This is a genomic window from Streptomyces termitum, from assembly GCF_014650175.1.
GTDB lineage: Bacteria > Actinomycetota > Actinomycetes > Streptomycetales > Streptomycetaceae > Streptomyces > Streptomyces termitum.
Window position 1 is genome coordinate 21,466 of sequence record NZ_BMUL01000020.1, and the last position, 19,839, is coordinate 41,304.

At 75.0% G+C, this 19,839-nt stretch carries 18 protein-coding genes, 5 tRNA genes and 1 riboswitch; of the genes, 5 read left to right on the forward strand and 18 right to left on the reverse strand.

Features of this window, described 5'->3' with window-relative positions; all coding sequences use genetic code 11:
* Positions 1 to 35: 35 nt before the first annotated feature.
* The 9 genes from IE219_RS27850 to IE219_RS27890 all read right to left on the reverse strand — a co-directional run bounded on the left by IE219_RS27850 (position 36) and on the right by IE219_RS27890 (position 8,773).
* Positions 36 to 986 (reverse strand): aldo/keto reductase, encoded by a 951-nt coding sequence (locus IE219_RS27850; protein WP_189982470.1) that lies wholly within the window; start codon positions 984 to 986, stop codon positions 36 to 38.
* A gap of 79 nt (positions 987 to 1,065) precedes the next feature.
* Positions 1,066 to 2,256, reverse strand: coding sequence for a M23 family metallopeptidase (locus IE219_RS27855; protein WP_189982472.1), 1,191 nt, complete (start codon positions 2,254 to 2,256; stop codon positions 1,066 to 1,068).
* 11 nt (positions 2,257 to 2,267) lie between these two features.
* A riboswitch (cyclic di-AMP (ydaO/yuaA leader) is annotated at positions 2,268 to 2,416 on the reverse strand.
* Between the two features lie 234 nt (positions 2,417 to 2,650).
* Positions 2,651 to 3,811 (reverse strand): PP2C family protein-serine/threonine phosphatase, encoded by a 1,161-nt coding sequence (locus IE219_RS27860; protein ID WP_189982618.1) that lies wholly within the window; start codon positions 3,809 to 3,811, stop codon positions 2,651 to 2,653.
* Positions 3,812 to 4,311: 500 nt separating this feature from the next.
* A complete protein-coding gene (locus tag IE219_RS27865; RefSeq protein WP_189982474.1) occupies positions 4,312 to 5,541 on the reverse strand; it encodes an MFS transporter in 1,230 nt (409 codons plus the stop codon).
* Complete coding sequence (locus IE219_RS27870) at positions 5,538 to 6,632, reverse strand: PLP-dependent cysteine synthase family protein (protein WP_189982476.1); 1,095 nt, start codon at positions 6,630 to 6,632, stop codon at positions 5,538 to 5,540. Before IE219_RS27870 ends, IE219_RS27865 begins: the two co-directional genes overlap by 4 nt.
* Before the next feature lie 73 nt (positions 6,633 to 6,705).
* Entirely contained in the window at positions 6,706 to 7,140 is a 435-nt protein-coding gene (locus IE219_RS27875) for a hypothetical protein (protein ID WP_189982478.1), read from the reverse strand.
* 106 nt (positions 7,141 to 7,246) lie between these two features.
* Positions 7,247 to 7,987: a MerR family transcriptional regulator gene (locus IE219_RS27880; protein ID WP_189982480.1), complete on the reverse strand. Its 741-nt coding sequence runs from the start codon at positions 7,985 to 7,987 to the stop codon at positions 7,247 to 7,249.
* A 123-nt stretch (positions 7,988 to 8,110) separates the two neighbouring features.
* A tRNA-Met gene (locus IE219_RS27885) sits at positions 8,111 to 8,184 on the reverse strand.
* Positions 8,185 to 8,290: 106 nt separating this feature from the next.
* Positions 8,291 to 8,773, reverse strand: a complete 483-nt coding sequence (locus IE219_RS27890) for a rhodanese-like domain-containing protein (RefSeq protein ID WP_189982482.1) — start codon at positions 8,771 to 8,773, stop codon at positions 8,291 to 8,293.
* Between the two features lie 268 nt (positions 8,774 to 9,041).
* On the opposite strand from IE219_RS27890, the gene IE219_RS27895 reads away from it, so the two are divergent.
* Complete coding sequence (locus tag IE219_RS27895; RefSeq protein WP_229850076.1) at positions 9,042 to 9,983, forward strand: sigma-70 family RNA polymerase sigma factor; 942 nt, start codon at positions 9,042 to 9,044, stop codon at positions 9,981 to 9,983.
* Positions 9,984 to 10,026: 43 nt separating this feature from the next.
* On the opposite strand, the gene IE219_RS27900 is transcribed toward IE219_RS27895, so the two are convergent.
* From IE219_RS27900 to IE219_RS27910, 3 genes are all read right to left on the reverse strand, one after another.
* A complete protein-coding gene (locus IE219_RS27900; RefSeq protein ID WP_189982486.1) occupies positions 10,027 to 10,692 on the reverse strand; it encodes a phosphatase PAP2 family protein in 666 nt (221 codons plus the stop codon).
* Positions 10,689 to 12,098 carry a diacylglycerol/lipid kinase family protein gene (locus tag IE219_RS27905; RefSeq protein ID WP_189982488.1) on the reverse strand — a complete coding sequence of 470 codons (1,410 nt, stop codon included), beginning with the start codon at positions 12,096 to 12,098 and terminating at the stop codon, positions 10,689 to 10,691. Before IE219_RS27905 ends, IE219_RS27900 begins: the two co-directional genes overlap by 4 nt.
* Positions 12,099 to 12,209: 111 nt before the next feature.
* The gene (locus IE219_RS27910; RefSeq protein WP_189982490.1) at positions 12,210 to 13,019 is read right to left on the reverse strand and encodes an SDR family NAD(P)-dependent oxidoreductase; all 810 of its coding nucleotides are present in this window, start codon (positions 13,017 to 13,019) and stop codon (positions 12,210 to 12,212) included.
* A gap of 120 nt (positions 13,020 to 13,139) precedes the next feature.
* Between IE219_RS27910 and IE219_RS27915 the strand changes: the two genes are divergently transcribed.
* A complete protein-coding gene (locus tag IE219_RS27915; RefSeq protein WP_229850078.1) occupies positions 13,140 to 13,736 on the forward strand; it encodes a TetR/AcrR family transcriptional regulator in 597 nt (198 codons plus the stop codon).
* A 70-nt stretch (positions 13,737 to 13,806) separates the two neighbouring features.
* Here the strand turns inward: IE219_RS27915 and IE219_RS27920 are convergent.
* From IE219_RS27920 to IE219_RS27935, 4 genes are all read right to left on the reverse strand, one after another.
* Positions 13,807 to 13,879: transfer RNA gene (locus tag IE219_RS27920), tRNA-Lys, on the reverse strand.
* Positions 13,880 to 14,028: 149 nt separating this feature from the next.
* On the reverse strand, positions 14,029 to 16,248 hold the full coding sequence (locus IE219_RS27925) for a DEAD/DEAH box helicase (RefSeq protein ID WP_373298901.1): 2,220 nt from the start codon (positions 16,246 to 16,248) through the stop codon (positions 14,029 to 14,031).
* A 230-nt stretch (positions 16,249 to 16,478) separates the two neighbouring features.
* Entirely contained in the window at positions 16,479 to 17,150 is a 672-nt protein-coding gene (locus IE219_RS27930) for a hypothetical protein (protein WP_229850080.1), read from the reverse strand.
* A gap of 268 nt (positions 17,151 to 17,418) precedes the next feature.
* Positions 17,419 to 17,769, reverse strand: a complete 351-nt coding sequence (locus tag IE219_RS27935) for a metallopeptidase family protein (protein WP_030496497.1) — start codon at positions 17,767 to 17,769, stop codon at positions 17,419 to 17,421.
* Between the two features lie 105 nt (positions 17,770 to 17,874).
* On the opposite strand from IE219_RS27935, the gene IE219_RS27940 reads away from it, so the two are divergent.
* The 3 genes from IE219_RS27940 (at position 17,875) to IE219_RS27950 (ending at position 18,159) form a co-directional block, all read left to right on the forward strand.
* Positions 17,875 to 17,947: transfer RNA gene (locus IE219_RS27940), tRNA-Glu, on the forward strand.
* A gap of 42 nt (positions 17,948 to 17,989) precedes the next feature.
* Positions 17,990 to 18,063, forward strand: a tRNA-Asp gene (locus IE219_RS27945).
* 22 nt (positions 18,064 to 18,085) lie between these two features.
* Positions 18,086 to 18,159, forward strand: a tRNA-Phe gene (locus tag IE219_RS27950).
* 40 nt (positions 18,160 to 18,199) lie between these two features.
* Here the strand turns inward: IE219_RS27950 and IE219_RS27955 are convergent.
* On the reverse strand, positions 18,200 to 19,048 hold the full coding sequence (locus tag IE219_RS27955) for a cytochrome c biogenesis CcdA family protein (protein WP_189982496.1): 849 nt from the start codon (positions 19,046 to 19,048) through the stop codon (positions 18,200 to 18,202).
* Complete coding sequence (locus IE219_RS27960) at positions 19,045 to 19,803, reverse strand: DsbA family protein (RefSeq protein ID WP_189982498.1); 759 nt, start codon at positions 19,801 to 19,803, stop codon at positions 19,045 to 19,047. The genes IE219_RS27955 and IE219_RS27960 overlap by 4 nt, the downstream gene beginning before the upstream one ends.
* Between the last annotated feature and the right edge of the window lie 36 nt (positions 19,804 to 19,839).

Here is a 19,839-nt window from a genome sequence, read left to right on the forward strand (position 1 = left end):
CCGGGGAGGGGCGGGCCTCCCCGGGGCGCGGCGGATCAGACCTCCGAGGCCGCCGTGAGGCGGGCCAGCTCGCCGTCCGTCAGCGTCAGGCCGGCGACCGCGAGCAGGGCCGGGAGCTGCTCGACCGTACGGGCCGAGGCGATCGGGGCGACGACGGTCGGCCGGGAGGCGAGCCAGGCGAGGGCGACGGTGGCGGGCTCGGCGCCCCGCTCCCCGGCGACCTCGTCGAGGGCGGCCAGCACGGCCTGCCCGCGCGCGGTCCCGGCGAGGGCGGCGGCCCCCTGGGCGCGGACGCTCTCGACGGTCCGGCCGGGCCGGTACTTGCCGGTGAGGAAACCGGCGGCGAGGCCGAAGTACGGGACGGCGGCGAGACCGGTGTCGGCGGCGGTGTCGAGGAGCGGGCCCTCGTAGGTGTCGCGGGAGACCAGGTTGTAGTGCGGCTGGAGCGCCACGTAGCGGGCGAGGCCCTCGGCCTCGGCGAAGTCGAGGGAGGCCCGCAGCCGCTCGGGGGAGATGTTGGAGGCGGCGACGGCGCGCACCTTGCCCTCCTTCACCAGCTGGTCGAGGGCGGTGACGATCTCCTCCACGGGCACCGACTCGTCGTCGAAGTGGCTGTAGTAGAGGTCGATGTGGTCGGTGCCGAGCCGGCGCAGCGACTCCTCGGCGCCCGCCTTGATGACGGGGGCGGAGAGGCCCTTGAAGCGGGAGTGGCCGCCGACCTTGGTGGCGACGACGATGTCGGAGCGGTTGCCCCGGGAGGCCAGCCAGCGGCCGATGATCGTCTCGGACTCGCCGCCCTCGTTGCCCTCGGCCCATTCCGAGTAGACGTCGGCGGTGTCCAGGAAGTTGCCGCCGGCCGCCGCGTAGGCGTCGAGGACGGCGAAGGACTGCCGCTCGTCGGCGCTCCAGCCGAAGACGTTGCCGCCGAGGGCGAGCGGGAAGACGCGGAGGTCGGAGGAGCCCAGCGGGCGCAGAGGTGACGTCATGGAGAGTCCAACCGTCTGCGCCGCCGGGCCTATTCCGGTAGGGGAGCCTGAACCCCGGCCGGAAGACTCGTCCTCCGGGTCAGACCGTCAGGCCCTTGGAGCGCAGCCACTCGGCCGGGTCGATGCCCGCGCCGGAGGCGGTGTGGACCTCCAGGTGGAGGTGGGGTCCGGTGACGTTGCCGGTGGCGCCGACGCGGCCGATGGTCTCGCCGGTGGAGACGGACTGGCCGGCGGAGACCGTCATGGAGGACATGTGGCAGTACCAGACCTCGGTGCCGTCCGCGAGCTCCAGGACGACCCGGTAGCCGTACGAGCCGGACCAGCCCGCGGACTTCACGGTGCCGGTGTGCACGGCCTTGAGCGGGGTGCCGGTGGGGGCCGCGAAGTCGAGGCCGGTGTGGTAGCCGGAGGACCACATGGAGCCGGACTGCATGTAGGTCGAGGTGAGGGTGTACGAGGAGAGCGGCATCGAGTAGCTCGCCGCGAGCTTGGCGAGGCGCTCGGCCTCCGCCTTCTCGGCGGCTATCCGCTCGGCCTCGGCCTTCTCCTTGGCGATCCGCTCCGCCTCCGCCTTGGCCTTGGCGTCGGCCTCGGCCTTCGCGGCGGCGTCGGCCTTGGCCTTGGCGTCCGCCGCGGCCTTCTCGGCGGCGGCCTTCTCGGCCGCCTCCTTCTCGGCGTCGGCGGCGGCCTGCTGCTGCTGTTCGGCCTGCTGGAGGATGCGGGTGCGCAGGGCCTCGCCCGCGTCGGCGGCGGTGGCGGAGCGCTCCTCGGCGACGCTGCCCGCGGGGGCGTCGGCGGGGGCCGCGTAGGTGATCGAGGTGAGGGGGGCCGCGGCGGCGCCGCCGGTGGCGACCGGGGCGTTGTCGTCGGTCCGGGTCTTGTCGCCGCCGGGGAGGAGGGAGCCGATGCCCGGCAGGTCGTGGGCGTCCGGCAGGCCGAGGTCGGGGAGGTCCGGGAGGGAGATCGCGACCGGGGGCTTGTCCTGCGCGGTGGCGATGCCGCCCGCGCCGACGGCGGCGATGACGCCGACGCCGAGGACGGTGGAGGAGCGGGCGAAGTTCGAGCGCTGCTTGGCGACGCGGTGCCGGCCGCCGGAGCGGGCCTCGGCGCGCAGTGAGCCCTCGGTCGGGTTCCACTCCCCGGGGGAGGGGGTGAAGGAGGCGGGCTCGTAGCCACCCGGCACGGAGCCGGCGGGGTCCTCCGTCCCGACGGCACCCTGGCCGCCGAAGGGGTCGAACGGGGCTCCGGGTGCAGGGGTGTTGGACGCCACGGAGGCGTGCTCCTTTCCTTCCTTCTCGCCTACCGGGTTAGCTGACGGGTTCGGAGCAGGAAGGTCTCCTACGGGCGTTCTCGCACGGGGGTGCGAGGGGCCCGATTCACCCCAAGGGTTGGTTCCCCGGTTCCCTTGCGGGATTCGGCACACGCGCACGGAGCCGCCTCTTGCGACGGCTGGGACGACCGCGCTGCGTTATCGAACGTTAATAGACACGGCGCTCCGATTCCAAGCCGTCCCCCTTGATCATTCATTGAATTGGCAGGTAATCGCCCGAGTTGACCGCCCCGTGGCGAGCGATCGCCACACTCTTCACATCTGACGTTATGTCAATTGTTATCTCTGTGAGACCCCCCGACCACGCACCGTCACACCCCGCTCCGGGGCCCGCTCACCCGCCGGTCGGCACCACCGGCATCGTCCGCCGCCGCTCCGGCGCGCCCCGCGCCGGCCGGGCCACCGCGAGCAGCGCCATGTCGTCCGTCGACCCGCCGCCGGTGTGCCGGCGCACGTCGTCCACGAGCGCGTCGAGCAGCTCCTCAGGACCCGGGAAGACGGCCCCCGCCAGCCGGGCCGCCGGATCGTAGAAGAGGCCGTGCCGGTCCCGCGCCTCCGAGAGCCCGTCGGTGTAGAAGAGGAGCGTCGCGCCCGGCGGATAGGGCCGCTCGTCGGCCCGGTCCGGCGCCACCGACAGCTCGCCCATGCCGAGCGGCAGCGCCGCCTCGGCCGGCTCCACCGCCTCCAGCCGCCCGTCCCCGCACAGCAGCAGCGGCGGCGGATGCCCCCGGTTCACGATCCGCACGGTCCCGCCGCCGTGCGGGACCTCGGCCAGCACCGCCGTGGTGAACCCCTCGAAGGCGTCCAGCCCTTCGCGCCGGGCGCCCTCCCGGGTGAGCGCCCGGTCCAGCCGCCGCGCCACCCCCGCCAGGTCCGCCTCCTGCTCGGCCGCCTCCCGGAAGGCGCCGATGACGACGGCGACCGCCTCCACCGCGTCCATCCCCTTCCCCCGTACGTCCCCGACCACCAGCCGCACCCCGTGCGGGGTGTCCTGCACCGCGAACAGGTCGCCGCCGATGAACGCGTCCGCCTGCGCCGCCTCGTACCGGGCCGCGCACTGGAGCCCCGCGATCCGGGGCGGCGGCGCGGGCAGCACCGCCCGCTGCGCCGCCTCCGCGATCACCCGGGCCGAGGCGAGCCGCTCCCCGCTGCGCCGCACCACCAGGTTGATGAGCATGGCGAGCGCCGAGACGGTGACCACGGTGAGCGTCTCGGTCAGCGAGGGCACGTCGTAGATCGACTCGTTGTAGGAGTGCAGACCGGCCGAGGCGAGGATCGCCGCGATCCCGGTCAGCAGGGTGGTGAGCCGCGAGAAGAAGGGCGCGGCGATGAGCGGGGCGGCGGCGAAGAGGGGCGAAGCGGTGTACGGGGAGGGCGTCGCCACGTCGTACACCACCCCGCCCACGATGATCAGCGGCGGCAGCGCCCGCAGGAACCTCCGGGTCAGGCCGTAGGGGAGCGGCGGGGGATCCGGCGCACCCCCGTACGGGCCCAGGGGCGCCCCGGGCGCGGGGTCCCGGCGGCCCGCGCCGGGCCGGGCGGGGCCGCGCCCCCGGCCGGAACCGGCGGCACGGCGGCCGGACCGCTCCCGCCGCTCTCCGCCCGCCGCTGCCCGAGCGTCCGCCACCTGTGCACTCCTGACCGGTCCGTGGCCCGTCCCCGGGCCGTGCGGGCCGGGCCGGGCCCGCCACCGCACACCTTCCAGGGTCACCCGCCCGCCCCCGGAGGGCGACCGGCGCGGGTCCGACCGGCGTACGGCCCCGGCCCGAGCGCCCCCGAGAACCGGCGCGCGCCCCCGGGCCCGCCCGGCGGATCTTCGCGGGACAGGCCCTAGGCCGTGTCCGGCGGATCTTCGCGGGCCCGCGACGCCTGGCACGCCCTCTCGCCGCACGCCCGGATCGCCCGAGTACGTCCAGTACGAGGGCGACCCGGGCGCACGCCGAGAGAACGCACCAGACGCCGCGGGCTGATCCACGAAGATCCGCCGGACACAGCCTAGGCGGCGCGGAGCCGGCCGCCCCGGGCCAGGGCCGCCACCGCCGCCGCGCAGGCCAGCCCCACCGAGGCGAGGGCCAGCCAGGGCAGCGGCGTCCAGCCGGTGACGTCGAGGAGGACGCCCGTGCCCAGGTTCCCCAGGGTGATGCCGATGCCGCAGACCGTGTTGTAGAGCCCGTAGTGGGTGGCGATCCAGCGCCCCCGGGAGAGGGCGACGACGGTGTCCATCTCGTACGGGTAGAGCACCGCGTTCGCCACCGCCAGCACCGCCGCGCACAGCAGCAGCGCCGGGGCGCCCCGGCCGAGGGCGGCGGGCAGCAGGAAGGCGCCGCCCATCAGGGCGAGCCCCAGGACGAGGCACCGCTCGCGGGAGAGCCGGGCCGCGCACCAGGCGGTGATCCGCAGCTGCCCGGCGAGCGCGACGAGCGCGGAGACGACGAACAGCGCGGTCGTCGTCCCGGTGCCGCCCGCCGCGAGCGGCAGCGCCAGGTAGACCTGGAAGGAGAGCACGTACGAGCCGGTCATGGCGAGCGAGAAGAGCCAGAAGAGCCGGTTGCCGAGGACGGTGCGGAACTGCCCCCGGGCCCCGGCCCTCCCCGGCTCGGGGCGCCCGCCGCCCGCCGAGACCGGCAGGTGGCGCAGCTGTACCAGGGTCAGGGCGAGGAAGAGGAGCGCCGCGACCACGCAGGTCAGCCGGAAGGAGACCCCGGTGAGCGCCACCCCGAGCAGCGGGCCGAGCAGGATGCCCGCCTGGTAGTACGTGTTGAACAGGGCGAATGCCTCCACCCGGCGCTCCTCCCCGGCCTCCGCCGCCAGGCAGGCGCGGACGGCCGGGTTGAAGAGGGCGCCGGCGAGGCCGGTGGCGAGCGAGGCGGCGATCAGGACGGGCAGCGACTGCGCGAAGGCGAGCGCGCCGAAGCCCGCGGTCCGCAGCGCGCAGCCGGCCACGATGAGCGGCTTGAAGCCGAGCCGGTCGGCGAGCGCGCCGCCGACGAGGAACATGCCCTGCTGGGAGAGGTTGCGGACGCCGAGGACGAGCCCGACCGCCCAGGCCGCCATGCCGAGCCCGTCGGCCAGGTGGGCGGCCAGGTAGGGCATCAGCATGTAGAAGCCGAGGTTGATGGTGAGCTGGTTGAGGAAGAGGAGCCGGACCGCCGGGGTGAAGGTACGGCTCCGCTTCCAGATCCCGCCCTGCGGCGGGGCGGGCGTGGGGGTGGTCGTGGTGCTCAACGCGCCGCCCCCGCCCGCACCTCGGGACCGGCCTCCGCGACCGGTCCCGCCGCGACCCCCGGCCCCGCCGCCGCCCGGTCCAGGACCCTGCGGGTCCAGCTCTCGATGCCCTCCGGGCCCGTGTAGGGGGCGGGTTCGTCGCGGACGGGGCCGTCGAGGAGGCCGTGCGCGGCGCAGTACTCGTCGTTGAAGACGGTGTCGAAGTAGCGCTGCGGCCCGTCCGGGAAGACGGCCGCGATGCGGGTGCCGCGCGGGCGGGTCCGGGCGAGCCAGCCGGCGACGAGGGCGACCGCGCCGACGCTCCAGCCGCCGGTGGCGAACTGGCGGGCGGCGAGCCGGCGGGCCGAGCGGACCGCCTCGGCGGGCGCCACCCAGTGGACCTCGTCGAAGGCCGCGTGGTCGACGTTGGCCGGGTGGATGGAGGAGCCGAGCCCGCGCATCAGCCGCTCCCCGGCGGGCAGTCCGAAGACGGTGGAGCGGATCGAGTCGACGCCGACGAGCTCCAGGGCGGGGCTGCTGGTGGCGCGCAGCGCGCGGGCGACGCCGGCCGAGTGGCCGCCGGTGCCGACGGCGCAGACGAGGACGTCGATCCGGTCGAGCTGTCCGGAGAGTTCGGCGGCGAGCCCGGTGTAGGCGGCCGGGTTGTCGGGGTTCCCGTACTGGTCGGGCCACCAGGCGCCGTCGAGGCGGGCGAGGAGTTCGGCGACCCGGTCCTTGCGGGCCTGCTGCCAGCCGCCGTGCGGGCTGGGCTCGGTGACCAGGTGGACGGTGGCGCCGTGGGCGGTGAGCAGCCGCTCGACGATCGGCTCCAGGCCGGGGTCGGTGACGACGTGCACGGGGTGGCCGTGGACCACCCCGGCGAGGGCGAGGCCGAGGCCGAGGGTGCCGGAGGTGGACTCGACGATGGGGGCGCCGGGCCGCAGGTCGCCCCGGCGGCGGGCCTGCTCGACCATGTGGAGCGCGGCCCGGTCCTTGATGCCGCCGGAGTTGAAGCCTTCGAGCTTGGCCCAGTAGCCGTCGTCGGTCCACAGGACGGGGGTGTTGCCGACGGTCGGGTACGCGGGCAGGGGGGTGCGCGTGGGGGCGTGCATGGGGTACGTCCTCAAGATGGGGTGGTGCGCGGGAAGGTGCGGGCGGTCGCGGCGGGGCGCCGCGGCGGCCGGCTCAGTTCCGGTCCACCCCGAGGGCGATGAGCAGTCTTCCGGGCGCGGGGCGGGGCCCGGCGCGGGTGCGGCCGCCCGGGGGCACGGCGCCCGGCGGCGGCGGGGTGTCCCCGGCGTCGGCGGCGGCGGAGGGCCCCGGCGGGTCGAGCTGCGGGGCGGCGGCGGTCGCGGCGGAGACGGGCAGGTCCACGACGTGGCCCTCGCCGCCCTCGCCGCAGCCGTGCGGCACGGGTCCGTGGACGGGACTGGCGACGGCGACGGCCGCGCCGGTGGCCGCGTGCCCGACGGGGCCGGAGGCGGGGGCCGCGTGCGCGGGGGTCCCGTGGCAGAGGCCGGCGAAGAGCGCGACCAGCGCGAGGAGGAGCAGGAGGACGGGCGCCCGTCCTCCTGCTCCTCCTCGTCCGGCCGTCACCGCCGGCCCCGTTCGCTCACGCATCGCACTCGTGACGTTACGTTCCGCGTTCGTCCGTGCGCAAAGGGACGGGCGGGGACCGGCGGTGTTTCGGCCAGCGTTTACTTCGGGCGGGTCGCCGCCGGGCGGGCTACAGGTTCCGCTCGGCGAAGACCGCGAGGGCGTCGCGCACCAGGATCGCGGTGCCCTCGCCGTGCCGGTCGTAGTTCTCGGCGAACCTCGGATCGTCCACGTACATCTGGCCGAGCCCGATCACGTACTCCTTCGTCGGGCTCGTCGTCAGGGACAGCCAGTCGTACTGGCGGCGGGCGAGCTCCTGCACCTCCGGGGCGTCCGGGGCGAGCCCGGCCGCGGCGGCGGCGCCGAAGTCGCGGGCGATGCCCTTCTGGGTCTCCAGGAACTCCCGCCTCTCGGCCTCGCCCAGCGAGCGCCACCAGCGGTCCCCGCTCTCGTACGCCTCGCGGCCCCACCGTTCGGTGACCTCGGCCTCGTAGCGGGTGTGGTCGAATCCGTCGAGGACTTCGTCGGCCATGAGCTGTTCTCCTCTCTCGGTCTTGTGGAGAGTGGTCCGTACGGCTTCGATCCGCCGCCCGATGCGCTCGCGCTCCTGTTCCAGGAGGGCCAGATGCGTGCGCAGGGCGGCCGAGGTGTCCCGCTGGCCTTCGAGGACCTCGGCGATCGCGGGCAGCGAGAGCCCGAGCTCGCGCAGCAGCAGGATGCGCTGCAGCCGGACGAGCGCCGCCTGGTCGTAGTACCGGTAACCGTTCGCGCCGGTCCGGCTCGGCTCCAGCAGTCCCAGCTCGCCGTAGTGGCGGAGCGTGCGGCTGGTGGTGCCGGCCTTCCTGGCGATCTCCTGGATCGACCACTCCATGCCGAGAACGGTAGAACTTGACGCTGCGTAAAGGTCAAGCGCGCTCGATGCCCCGGGGCCGGACCCCGGGAACGCCGAAGGCCCGGACCGTCCTGAGACGATCCGGGCCTTCGGGCTACTGAGTAGCGGGGACAGGATTTGAACCTGCGACCTCTGGGTTATGAGCCCAGCGAGCTACCGAGCTGCTCCACCCCGCGTCGGTGAATACGACTCTACGCGATGGTCGGCGAAAACCGAAATCCGTTTCCCCGGGGCCCCGGGCCACCCCCCGGCCGCTCCTGGAGGCGCCCCCGCCCCCGGTCGTCAGCAGCCGCAGTCCCCGCCCTCGGCGGGTGCCGTCAGCGGGTCCGGGGTCCGCCGCGCCGGGCCCTCCCAGGTCTCGTACGCGAAGCCCTCCCGCACCCAGTACTCGAAGCCGCCGAGCATCTCCTTCACCCGGAAGCCCCGCTCGGCGAGGGCGAGCGCCGCGCGCGTGGCGCCGTTGCAGCCCGGCCCCCAGCAGTAGGTGACGACCGGCACCGACCGGTCCAGGAGCCGGTCGGCCTGCTCGGGGACGAGCGCCGTCGGCAGGTGCACCGCGCCGGGCACGTGCCCCTGGTCCCAGGCGGCGGTGGAGCGGGAGTCGAGCACCACGAAGCCCGGGTCTCCCCCGGCGGCCAGCGCGGCGGCCACGTCGGAGACGTCGGCGTGGAAGGCGAGGCTCGCGGAGAAGTACGCGGCCGCGGCGGCGGGTGTGGCCGGCGGGGTGCGGAGGACCGGGTTGACCTGCGTCGATGTCGTCGTCATGACCATCAACCTACGGAGGATGACCCCGCCCTTGAAGGGGCGTTCCACGGCGCAAAGGCCACCCCGCCGGGAAAGCCACGGCACGGAGCCGCCCCCGCCGTGGATCTCACGCTCCGGTCCGGCACTCCGGCACCCACCGGTCCGCCGACTACTCCTAGGCTCGGGCCCGTTGACGGCTCCGGCACCCCTTTCCGGGGGCCCGCCGTCACATCCGCGCGTTCCGATCCGTCATGGAGCCATGACGGAACACGAAGGGGGAGAACGAAGGATGGAAGACACCAGGACCGGCGCACCGGACCGCACCGGGGGCGACGCGGAGGCGCTGGCCCGCCGCTTCGAGGCCGACCGGGGCCACCTGCGGGCCGTCGCCTACCGCATGCTCGGCTCCCTCGGCGAGGCCGAGGACGCCGTCCAGGAGACCTGGATCAAGCTCGGCCGCACCGACGTGAGCGGCGTCGCCAACCTCACCGGCTGGCTCACCACCGTCATCGGCCGGGTCTGCCTGGACATGCTGCGCTCGCGCGGCTCCCGGCGCGAGGACCCGCTGGAGTACTACGTCCCCGACCCGGTCGTGCACGTCCCCGGCGCGGGCGACCCGGCGCACGCCGCCGAACTCACCGAATCCGTCGGCCTGGCGCTCCTCGTCGTCCTGGAGACCCTCGCCCCGGCCGAACGGCTCGCCTTCGTGCTGCACGACATGTTCGCCGTCCCCTTCGACGAGATCGCGCCCGTCGTGGACCGCTCCGCCGCCGCGACCCGCCAGCTCGCCAGCCGGGCCCGCCGCCGCGTCCAGGACGCCACCCTGGGCCCCGGGCCCGACGCCCGCCGCCAGCGGGAGATCGCCGACGCCTTCCTCGCCGCCTCCCGGGGCGGCGACTTCGAGGGCCTTCTCGCCGTCCTCGACCCGGACGCCGTGCTGCGCGCCGACGGCGGCACGCTCCTCGCGGGCACCTCCCGGGTCGTCCGGGGCGCCGAGACGATCACCCGCCAGGCCCTCATGTACGCGTCCTTCGGCCACGCGTCCCTGCCGGTCGTCGCCAACGGGCAGCCGGCGCTCCTCTCCGTCGTCGACGGGAAGCCCGGCTCCCTCATGGTCTTCACGATCGTCGGCGACCGGATCGTCGAACTGCACGTCCTGGCGGACCCGGAGCGCGTCGCCGCCCTCGGCATCCCTCAGGAGGCCCTCGCCGGCGCGATCGGCTCCGCCTGACCCCGGCCGGACCGGGGCCGTCGCGAGCCGTACGCCCGTCCCCTCAGGAGGCGGGCGTACGGCGGTGGGTGAGGGAGGCGCCGACGGCGAGGGACGCGGCGCCGCTCGCCAGGCCCAGGACGGCGCCCGCGGCCACGTCGCCGGGGTAGTGCACGCCGGTGTGGACGCGGGAGTAGCCGACCGCCCAGGCCAGCAGCCCCAGCGGCACCGCCACCGGCGGCAGCACGACGCCCGCGGCGGTGGCGAAGGCGACCGCCGAGGCGGTGTGCCCGGACGGGAACGACGCCGACTCCGGCATCGGCACGTGCCGGCCCACCACCACCCGGGCCGCCTCCCGGTCCGGGCGCGGCCGGCGCACCAGCCGCTTGCCGAGGAGGTTCGCCGAGGCCGAGGCGATCGCGATGGCGCCGACGCCCGCGAGGGCCGCCCGGCGCGGCCGCCCCGGGAAGAGGGCGAGCCCGGCGGCGACCGCGAAGGAGATCTTGGAGTGGTCGGCGGTGTGCGACAGCCGCCGCAGCCCGGCGTCCAGCGCGGGCGTCGGGGTGGCGGCCACCGCCCCGTACACGGCGCCGTCCACCGCCCGCAGGTCGTGCAGCACGGCGCGGGCGGCGGCCGCCGCGGACCGCGGCCGGTCCCGGAGCCGTACCCGCCCCTGGGCCGCCCCGTCGGTCCCGGTGTGCTCTCCGTGCTCGGTGTGCTCGTCGCTCATGCGCCGCTCCTGTGGGAATCGTCCCCGTGGTGAGGGTGGTGGTCGGGGAAGGCGAGCCGGATGATCCGCCGCCAGTCCAACGGCGGAGGCACCGGGACCGTCCCCGGCCGGTCCTTCGGCACCAGGACGCGCAGCGCGCGCGGCCGGATCTCGCAGACCACCGGGGTGGGCAGGACGAGGGCCTCCCCGTCCACGGCCACCGGGAGGGTGTCCTCCTCCGTCGGCACGCCGTCGGTGGTGACCCCGCCGTGGACCTCGACGCGGCGGGCGGCCAGCACGTTGAGCGCGGCGGACTGGGTGCCGAGGACGGCCAGTTCGGCGGCGTGCGCCGCGCCGTCCACCCGGATGCCGATCACGCCGAGCCGGCCGCCGTCGAGCCGGGCCCGGCGCCCCGCGCCCGCGCTGAGCGGGTCGGGGGTGGCGTACGGGTTGTTGCTGACCAGGATCGCCTGCTGGCCCGGGAGCCGGGTCGTGTCGGCGGTCGCGTCGAGCCGGTCGCCCTGCCCGCCCTGGAGCAGGTCCGGCAGCGCCTCCAGGGCGGTCCCGGCCTTGGCGTCGCGGTACTCGGGACGCTGCACGACGTCCGCGTACACGCCGAAGGAGACCGTGTTGACGAAGGGGCGGCCGGAGACCGAGCCGAGGTCGACGCGGAGCTCCTCGCCGTCGGTCAGCGCGTCCAGGCAGGCCGACGGGTCCTCCCGGTCGAGGCCCAGGTCCATGGCGAAGTGGTTGCGGGTACCGGCCGAGATCACCAGGAACGGCAGGTCGTGCTCGGCGGCCACCGCGGCCACCAGGGCCTGCGTGCCGTCGCCGCCCGCCACCCCGAGCAGGTCGGCGCCGTCCTCGACGGCCCGCCGGGCGAGCGCGGTGACGTCGGTCTCCCGCTCCGGGTCGAGCAGCTCGACCCGGGCGCCGAGCCGCTCCGCCTTCTCCACCAGGCCGAACCGCTCCACCTTCCCGCCGCCGGACTTCGGGTTCATGATCAGCACGGCCCGGCGGGGCCGGGCGGCGGGCCGGGCCTCGGCGGGCCCGGACTCCTCCTCGCCCGGCCGCCGCAGCGCCGCCCGCGCGCAGCCCAGCGCGACGGCCCACAGCGCGACCGCGAGCAGCGCGAACAGCCACAGCCCCCCGACGACGTACAGCACCAGCACCGCCACCGGAGCCCCGAACAGCAGCACCCCGCCGAGCACCCGCACCGGCCCCCGGTGCGCCAGGAACCACCACAGCCCCACGGCCGCCGCCGCCAGCCCCACCAGCCCGGTGAGCAGCACCAGGAGCCCGCCGCCGCCGAGCGCCGTGAGCAGCACCACGACCGCCGCGGCCGCCGCCGCGAGCGCCCCGCGCGCCAGCCCGCGCGCCACCTGCCCGGCGTCCCCGTGCTCACGCCACCGCGTCGACCCCGTCACCGACTCCACCTCCACGCTCCAGCTTCCCCCGGCGCTCCGCGGCACACCGCCTGGAGACACCCGTTCGACGGAACCCTCCCAGACCCGTGTCTCAACCCTGTCCCCGAACCGTCAGATGCGGGTCCCGGCCGGGACGGGCCCGGGGGCCAGGACCTTGCGGGTGACGCGCTCGGCGACGGCGGCGACCAGGGTCCGGGGGCGGCGGGGCGTCAGGTGCGCGGCCAGGGCGTTGCCGAGGCCGGGGGCGAGGTAGCCGCGGTCGCGCTCCAGGGCGCGCAGCGCGGCGCGGACGACGGGTTCCGGAGTGGTCATGGAGCCGGTGACGGCCGCCTTCCGGGTGCCGATGACGTCGAAGAAGGCGGTCTCGACCGGGCCGGGGCACAGGGTGAGGACGCGGACGCCGCGCCCCCGGCACTCCTGGCGCAGGGCGAGGCCGAAGTTGAGGACGAAGCTCTTGGCCGCGCCGTAGACGGCGAAGTACGGGGAGGGCTGGAAGCCCGCGTTGGAGGCGACGTTGAGGACCGCGCCCCGGCCGCGCTCCAGCATGCCGGGCAGCAGCGCGTGGGTGAGGCCGACGAGGGCGACGACGTTGACCATCAGCTGCTCGTGGTCGCGCCCGGCGTCGATCTCCTCGAAGCGGCCGCAGGTGCCGAAGCCCGCGTTGTTGACCAGCAGGTCGACGCCCAGGCCGCGTTCCGCGAGCCGGCCGACGACGCGGCGGGCGGCGTCCGGCTCGGCGAGGTCCTGGACGAGGACGTGGGCGCGGACGCCGTACCGGGAGGTCAGGCGTTCGGCGAGCGCGGCGAGGCGGTCGCCGGAGCGGGCCACCAGGACGAGGTCGTGGCCCTGGGCGGCGAGCTGGTCGGCGAACTCCGCGCCGAGGCCGGACGAGGCCCCGGTGACGAGGGCGGTGCGGTGCATGCGTCTCTCCTCCAGTCGGAAGCAACTGGCATGGAGCGTAGCGGTTTCCCATCAACATGCAACACTCATGTTGCACTTCATTCCGAGACCGCAACGCTGCTGTACCTTGTTTTCGGACAAGTGGCCTACCTGGGAGGCGATGTGGGCGAGACGGCGGCACAACCGCTGCGGGCGGACGCGGAGCGCAGTGTGCGCGCGATCCTGGAGGCGGCGGAACGGGTCCTCGCCGAGGACCCCGGCGCCTCCATGGAGCAGATCGCCGCCGCCGCGGGCGTCGCCCGCACCACGATCCACCGGCGCTTCGCCAGCCGGCAGGCGCTGATCGAGGCCCTGGCCTCCTCCGCGGCCCGCCGGCTCGCCCGCGCGGTGGACGACGGCAGGCCGGACACCGCGCCGCCCCTGGTCGCCATGCACCGGATCACCGCCAACGTGCTCCAGGTCAAGGGCGCCTGGGCCTTCGCCCTGGGCGTGGCCCAGGACCCGGACAGCGAGGCGGCCGCCCTCCAGCGGGACATCGCCGTCCGCTGCGTCGCCGTCCTGAAGCGCGCCCAGGACGCCGGCCTCATCGCCCCGGACGCCGACCTCGACTGGGTCCGCCGCGTCTACTACGCCCTCATCGGCGAGTCCCTCCACGGCACCGACGCCCCCACCGACCCCGACACCCTCGCCGCCCGGATCATCGACACCCTCCTCCACGGCACGGGCCCCCACACCTGACCCCGCCCGCCCCCGGAAACGACGAAGCGCCCCGACCGGAGAAGACCGGTCGGGGCGCTCGGTGCGCCGGTAGGCCGTGTGGGACTCGAACCCACAACCAATGGATTAAAAGTCCACTGCTCTGCCAATTGAGCTAACGGCCCGTGTGCGAGCACATCGAGCAGCATAGCCCGACGGGCCCCGCGAACCGATCGGGTATCCGCTTCCCGCCGTGGCGCGGGTCGGGCCGGGTACGGCACAGGGCCCGTACGGCGGTGCTCGTACGGGCCCTGTGTCAGGAGGTCAGGCGGGGTCAGCCGTTGCGCTTCCAGCGCGGCTTGTCGTCGCGGCGGCCGAAGGAGGACGACGGGCCGGACGGGCGGTGGTCGTCGCGGCGGCCGAAGGGACGGTCGTCGCGGCGGAAGCCGCCGGAGGGACGGTCGTCACGACGGTCGCGGTTGAACGGACGGTCGTTGTCGCGGCGGAAACCACCGGACGGACGGTCGTTGTCCCGGCGGAAGCCGCCCGACGGACGGTCGTCGCGGCGCTCGTCGCGGCGGAAGCCGCCGGACGGACGGTCGTTGTCGCGACGGAAGCCACCGCGGTCGTCACGGTCGTTGTCGCGGCGGAAGCCGCCCGACGGACGGTCGTCACGGTCCCGGAAGGACGGACGGTCGTTGTCCCGGCGGAAGCCGCCCGAGGGACGGTCGTTGTCACGGCGGAAACCACCGGACGGACGGTCGTCGCGACGGAAACCGCCCGACGGACGGTCGTTGTCACGGCGGAAACCACCGGACGGACGGTCGTTGTCCCGGCGGAAGCCGCCCGACGGACGGTCGTCACGGTCGCGGTCCCGGAAGGACGGACGGTCGTTGTCCCGGCGGAAGCCGCCGGACGGACGGTCGTCGCGGCGGAAGCCACCGCGGTCACCGCCCCGGTCGTCACGGCGGTCGTCGCGGCGGTCGCGGTTGAAGGAACGCTCCTCGCGGCGCTCCTCCGCGCGCTCGGCGGCGGCAGCGGCGGCGGTGACCTCGGCCTCGGCGGCCTCGGCGACGGCGGCCACGGCGGTCTCCGGGTCCTCACCGCGCTCGCGGGCGGCCTGGGCGACGAGGCGGTCGGCCTCCTCGCGGAGCTCGACGGCACGGCGCTGGAGGCGCTCCAGCTGCTTGGTCAGGTCGACGACCTCGCGCTCGGCCTGCTTGGCCGAGTTGTTGGCCGAGTCGGCCTGGACCTCGGTGAGCGAACGGGCGCCGGTGATCTCGGCGACCTCCGGGTCGAAGGCCCCGGCGCCGCCCACGATGTGGCGGGAGGCGTCGACGCCCGCGTCCTCCATGAGGCGGAAGATCTGGCGGCGCTGGTGCGGCAGGGCCAGGGAGACCACGACGCCGGAGCGGCCGGCGCGGGCGGTGCGGCCCGAGCGGTGCAGGTAGTCCTTGTGGTCGCCGGCCGGGTCCACGTTGAGGACCAGGTCGATGCCGTCGACGTGGATGCCGCGCGCGGCGACGTCGGTGGCGACGAGGACGTTGACGTAACCGTCCTTGAAGTCGGCGAGCGTACGGGTACGGGCGCCCTGGGTCATGCCGCCGTGCAGCGCGTCCGCCTTCACGCCGGACTCGCGCAGCTGCTCGGCGACGCGGTCGGCACCGAGCTGGGTGCGGACGAAGATGATGGTGCGGCCCTTGCGGGCGGCGATGGCGGCGGTGACCGGCGCCTTGTCCTTCGGCTTCACGACCAGGACGTGGTGGGTCATCGTGGTGACGGCACCGGCCGACGGGTCGACCTCGTGGGTGACCGGGTTCACCAGGTAGCGCTTGACCAGGCTGTCGATCTCGTTCTCCAGGGTGGCGGAGAAGAGCAGGCGCTGGCCGCCGGCCGGGACCTGGTCGAGGAGCTCGGTGACCTCGGGCAGGAAGCCCAGGTCGGCCATCTGGTCGGCCTCGTCGAGGACGGCGATCTGGACCTGCTCCAGGGAGCAGGCGCCGCGGTTGATGATGTCGCGCAGGCGGCCCGGGGTGGCGACGAGGATGTCGACGCCGCGCTCCAGGGCGTAGATCTGGTTGCCCATCGACGTACCGCCGCAGACGACCTTCATGCGCAGGCCGAGCACGTCGCCGTACGGCTGGAGGGCGTCCGCGACCTGCATCGCGAGCTCGCGGGTCGGGGTCAGGATGACGCCGCGGGGCTTCTTCTTCTCGGTGTCGCCGCCGGCCAGGGTGGCGAGCAGCGGGAGGCCGAAGGAGAGGGTCTTGCCGGAGCCGGTGCGACCGCGGCCCAGGATGTCCTTGCCGGCCAGGGCGTCCGGGATGGTCGCGGCCTGGATCGGGAAGGGGGTGGTCACACCGTTCTGGGCGAGCTTGCGCACGACGCCCTCGGGGAGGCCCAGGTCACCGAAGGTGATCTCGGGGGTCTCGTCGGTGTCGTCGGCCTCATCGGCCTCGTCGGTGAGCTCGACGGTCTCGTCGGTCGGCTCGTCGGTGATCTCTGCGTCGTCGGCCAGCTCGACGATCTCGGTGATCTCGTCGTTCTCGGGCATGACGGCGTGGTCAGAACTGGAAATGGACATGCGAAATGCGAAACCTTCCGGAGTCTCGGCACGCGCCCGTCAACTCCGTGTTTCGCACAAGACCGCCTCGATGCGGTCAGCCACGGCTAGGGGAGAGTACGCGCCAGTCACGGCGCTCTTCGGTCGTGGCGCCGGGCAAATGGGATCAAACGATCTACCACCATACGCACTCCCCCCCACCGAAGGCAAACCGATCATCCTCACACGGGGCTCACCTGCGGCGATGCGACCGGTTCGGTGGCCGCGCCGACGACCCCGGCGGCCCGCAGGCCCCCCATCTGGGTGCCCGGTCCCTCACTCGGCGGATCGCTCGGGTGGGAGGTCGGCTCGGGCGTGGGTTCGGGCGTCGGCTGTGTGGTCGGCTCCGGGCTCGTGGTCGGCTGCGCGGTGGGCTCCGGCGAGGGGGTGCCCCCGCCGCCCGGCCCGCCGGCCTCGCCGCCGGACCCGCCCACGGCGCCCCCGGACCCGGTGCCGGCCTCGCCTCCGGAGCCGCCCGCGCCCCCGGCCTCCCCGCCCCCGCTGGGGTGCGGCCGCGGCGGTACGGCCCCGGAGGCGTCCGGGTCCGGCGTCCCGGCGCCCGCCGAGGGCGACGCGGAGGAGGACGGCGCACCGCTCGGCACGGGGGACTCGCCGCCCTCACCGGCCGGATGCGGTCCGCCCGCCCGGCCGACCCGCCCGCCGGAGCCGCCGCCCCCGCCCGGGGCCCCGTCGGCGCCGCCCGGCTCGGCCGACGCGCCCCGCTCCCCCTCGGTGGCACCGGCCGCCGGACGGGCGCTCTCGTCGCCCACGCTCATGCAACCGCTCAGGCCGGCGCTCGCGGCGACCGCGAGCGCGGCGACCGCCCATCGAACACGGGTGGGCAAATGGCGCACGGGGGCACCTCCAGGACGCGGCGGGCGGGGAAGGAACGCTTCCTCCTGCCCAACTCCCCCGGCGCCGCGAGGGACACGGCGCGGCTGGCCCCTTGTTCGATCCGTTTCGGCCGGACGGCCGGGATCACCCCCGCGCGCAGCCCGCGCCCAGAACCACGGCCTCGCGCGCGCCCGCGCGAGGTCGGCCCCGCGCGGGATCGGCGAACGGCCCGCCGCCCGGCCGCTGTGCCCGGTCGGCGCCCGCGCGAGGCCACCCCCGGGCTCCGGCTCAGCCGTACCCCAGCGCGTGCAGCCGCTCGTCGTCGATGCCGAAGTGGTGGGCGATCTCGTGCACCACCGTGATCTCGGTCTCCGCGACGACGTCCTCGCGGGATTCGCACATCCGCAGCGTCGGCCCCCGGTAGATCGTGATCCGGTCGGGCAGCACGCCCGCGTACCACTCGCCGCGCTCCGTCAGCGGCGTCCCCTCGTAGAGCCCGAGCAGCTCCGGATCGTCCGGGGAGGGCTCGTCCTCCACGAACACCGCGACGTTGTCCATCAGCCGCGTCAGCTCCGGCGGGATCCGGTCCAGGGCCTCGGCGACAAGCTCCTCGAACTCCTCGCGCGTCATCTCCAGCACGGGCCCATTCTCCCCCTCCCGGAAACCGTTTTGGCGATACCGCCCGCCATCCCATATGCTTCTCACGTCCCCGAGGCGCCGACAAGCGCCCAGGTGGGGCCGTTAGCCCTCATCGTCTAGTGGCCCAGGACGCCGCCCTTTCAAGGCGGTAGCACGGGTTCGAATCCCGTTGGGGGCACGCAACACCCGTGTGCGAGACTGGTTCTCGCACACAAAGCAAGGCTCTGTGGAGCAGTTGGTTAGCTCGCCACCCTGTCAAGGTGGAGGTCGCGGGTTCAAGTCCCGTCAGAGTCGCTGAAGCCGGAAACGGCTTCGTGGCTGGGTAGCTCAGTTGGTACGAGCGATCGCCTGAAAAGCGATAGGTCGCCGGTTCGACCCCGGCCCCAGCCACAAAAGGAAGGGCCCCGTTCTCACGAACGGGGCCCTTCCGCTATTCCGGCTGTTCCGTACGGCTCCGATCACGGCCCCGGCTCCGGCTCCGCACCGCCGCCACCAGCCCCGCGACCGCCACCACCACGACCAGCAGCGCCCAGTCCGGCACCGCCCGGCCCCACTCGGCCACCCGCCGCTCCACCTCGAACGAGTCGTCCACCGACAGCAGCCCCGGCAGCGCGGTCGTCCCGTCGAAGACCAGGAACATCGTGCCCAGGGCGATGAAGAAGAGGCCCGAGACCAGCGAGGTCGAGTGCAGCTCGAACCGGCCCAGCCGCAGCGGCCGGCCCCGCAGCCAGCGCCGCCGCCCCAGGTCGAACCGCTCCCACAGCAGCGCCAGCACGAACAGCGGCACCGCCATCCCCAGCGCGTACACCGCCAGCAGCAGACCGCCGTACGCCGGGCTGCCGCTCACCGCCGCCACCGTCAGGACGCTGCCCAGGATCGGGCCCGCGCAGAACCCGGCCAGGCCGTAGACCAGGCCGAGGGCGTAGACCGACACCGCCGAGGTGGGCCGGATGCGGCCGCTCGCCTCCGCCAGCCGCCGGGAGGCGAAGCCCAGGCCCAGGACCTGGAGCACGCCGAGGCCGATGATCAGCCAGCCGCCCGCCGCCACCAGCAGGTCCCGGTTGCCGTAGAAGAAGCGGCCCGCGAGCGAACCGGCCGCGCCCAGCGGCACCAGGGTCGTCGCCAGGCCCGCGTAGAGGATCGCGGTCCGCGCCACCAGCTTCGCCCGCGTCTCGATCGAGTACGCGAAGAAGGCCGGCAGCAGCAGGGCGCTGCACGGGCTGAGGAGGGCGAGCAGCCCGCCGAGGAAGGCCGCGAAGTAGCCGATCCCCGACGTCACGGCGTGGCCCCCGCCTTCTTCCCGGCCGCCTCCGCCGCCGCCTCGATCGCCTCCGTGAAGGTCTCCAGCGGCTGGGCGCCCGCGATCGGGCGGCCGTTCACCAGGAAGGAGGGGGTGGAGGTGGCGCCGAGCGCGTACCCCTGGTCCTGGTCCTTCTTCACCGCCGCGCGGGCCTCCGCGCTGTCGCCGTCCTTCGCGAAGCGGCCGAGGTCGGGCACGCCCGCCTCCCGGGCCAGCGCGGCCAGCCGCTCCTTCCCGAAGCCCTTCTCCTTGGCCCCCTCCGCGTACGCGGCCCGGTGGAACTCCCAGAAGCGGCCCTGCCGGCCGGCCGCCCAGGAGGCGCGGGCGACGGCCTCCGACTCCTCGCCGAAGATCGGGAAGTTGCGCCACTCGATCCGCAGCGTCCCGTCCTCCACGTACTTCCTCACCAGCTCCGGCTCGGTCTCCCGGGCGAACTTGCCGCAGTAGCCGCACTTGAAGTCGGCGTACTCGATGAGGACCACGGGCGCGTCGGCCCGGCCCAGGGCGAGCGCGTCGGACGCGTCCCGGCGGGCGTACGCCTCCAGCTCCGGGTAGGCGCCCACCGCCGGGTCGGCGGAGACCTCCGCGACGGAGGAGGAGCCGGCCGCGGACGGGGCGGCGGGCTTGGTCGCCTGGTAGGAGGCGAGGCCGAGCACCGCGGCGGCCAGGGCCACTCCGGCGACGATCAGGACGGGACGGGTCTTGGACCGGGGCGAGGACTGAGGGCTGGACATGACCGCACTCTATGCAGGGGCCCGTCACACTCCGCT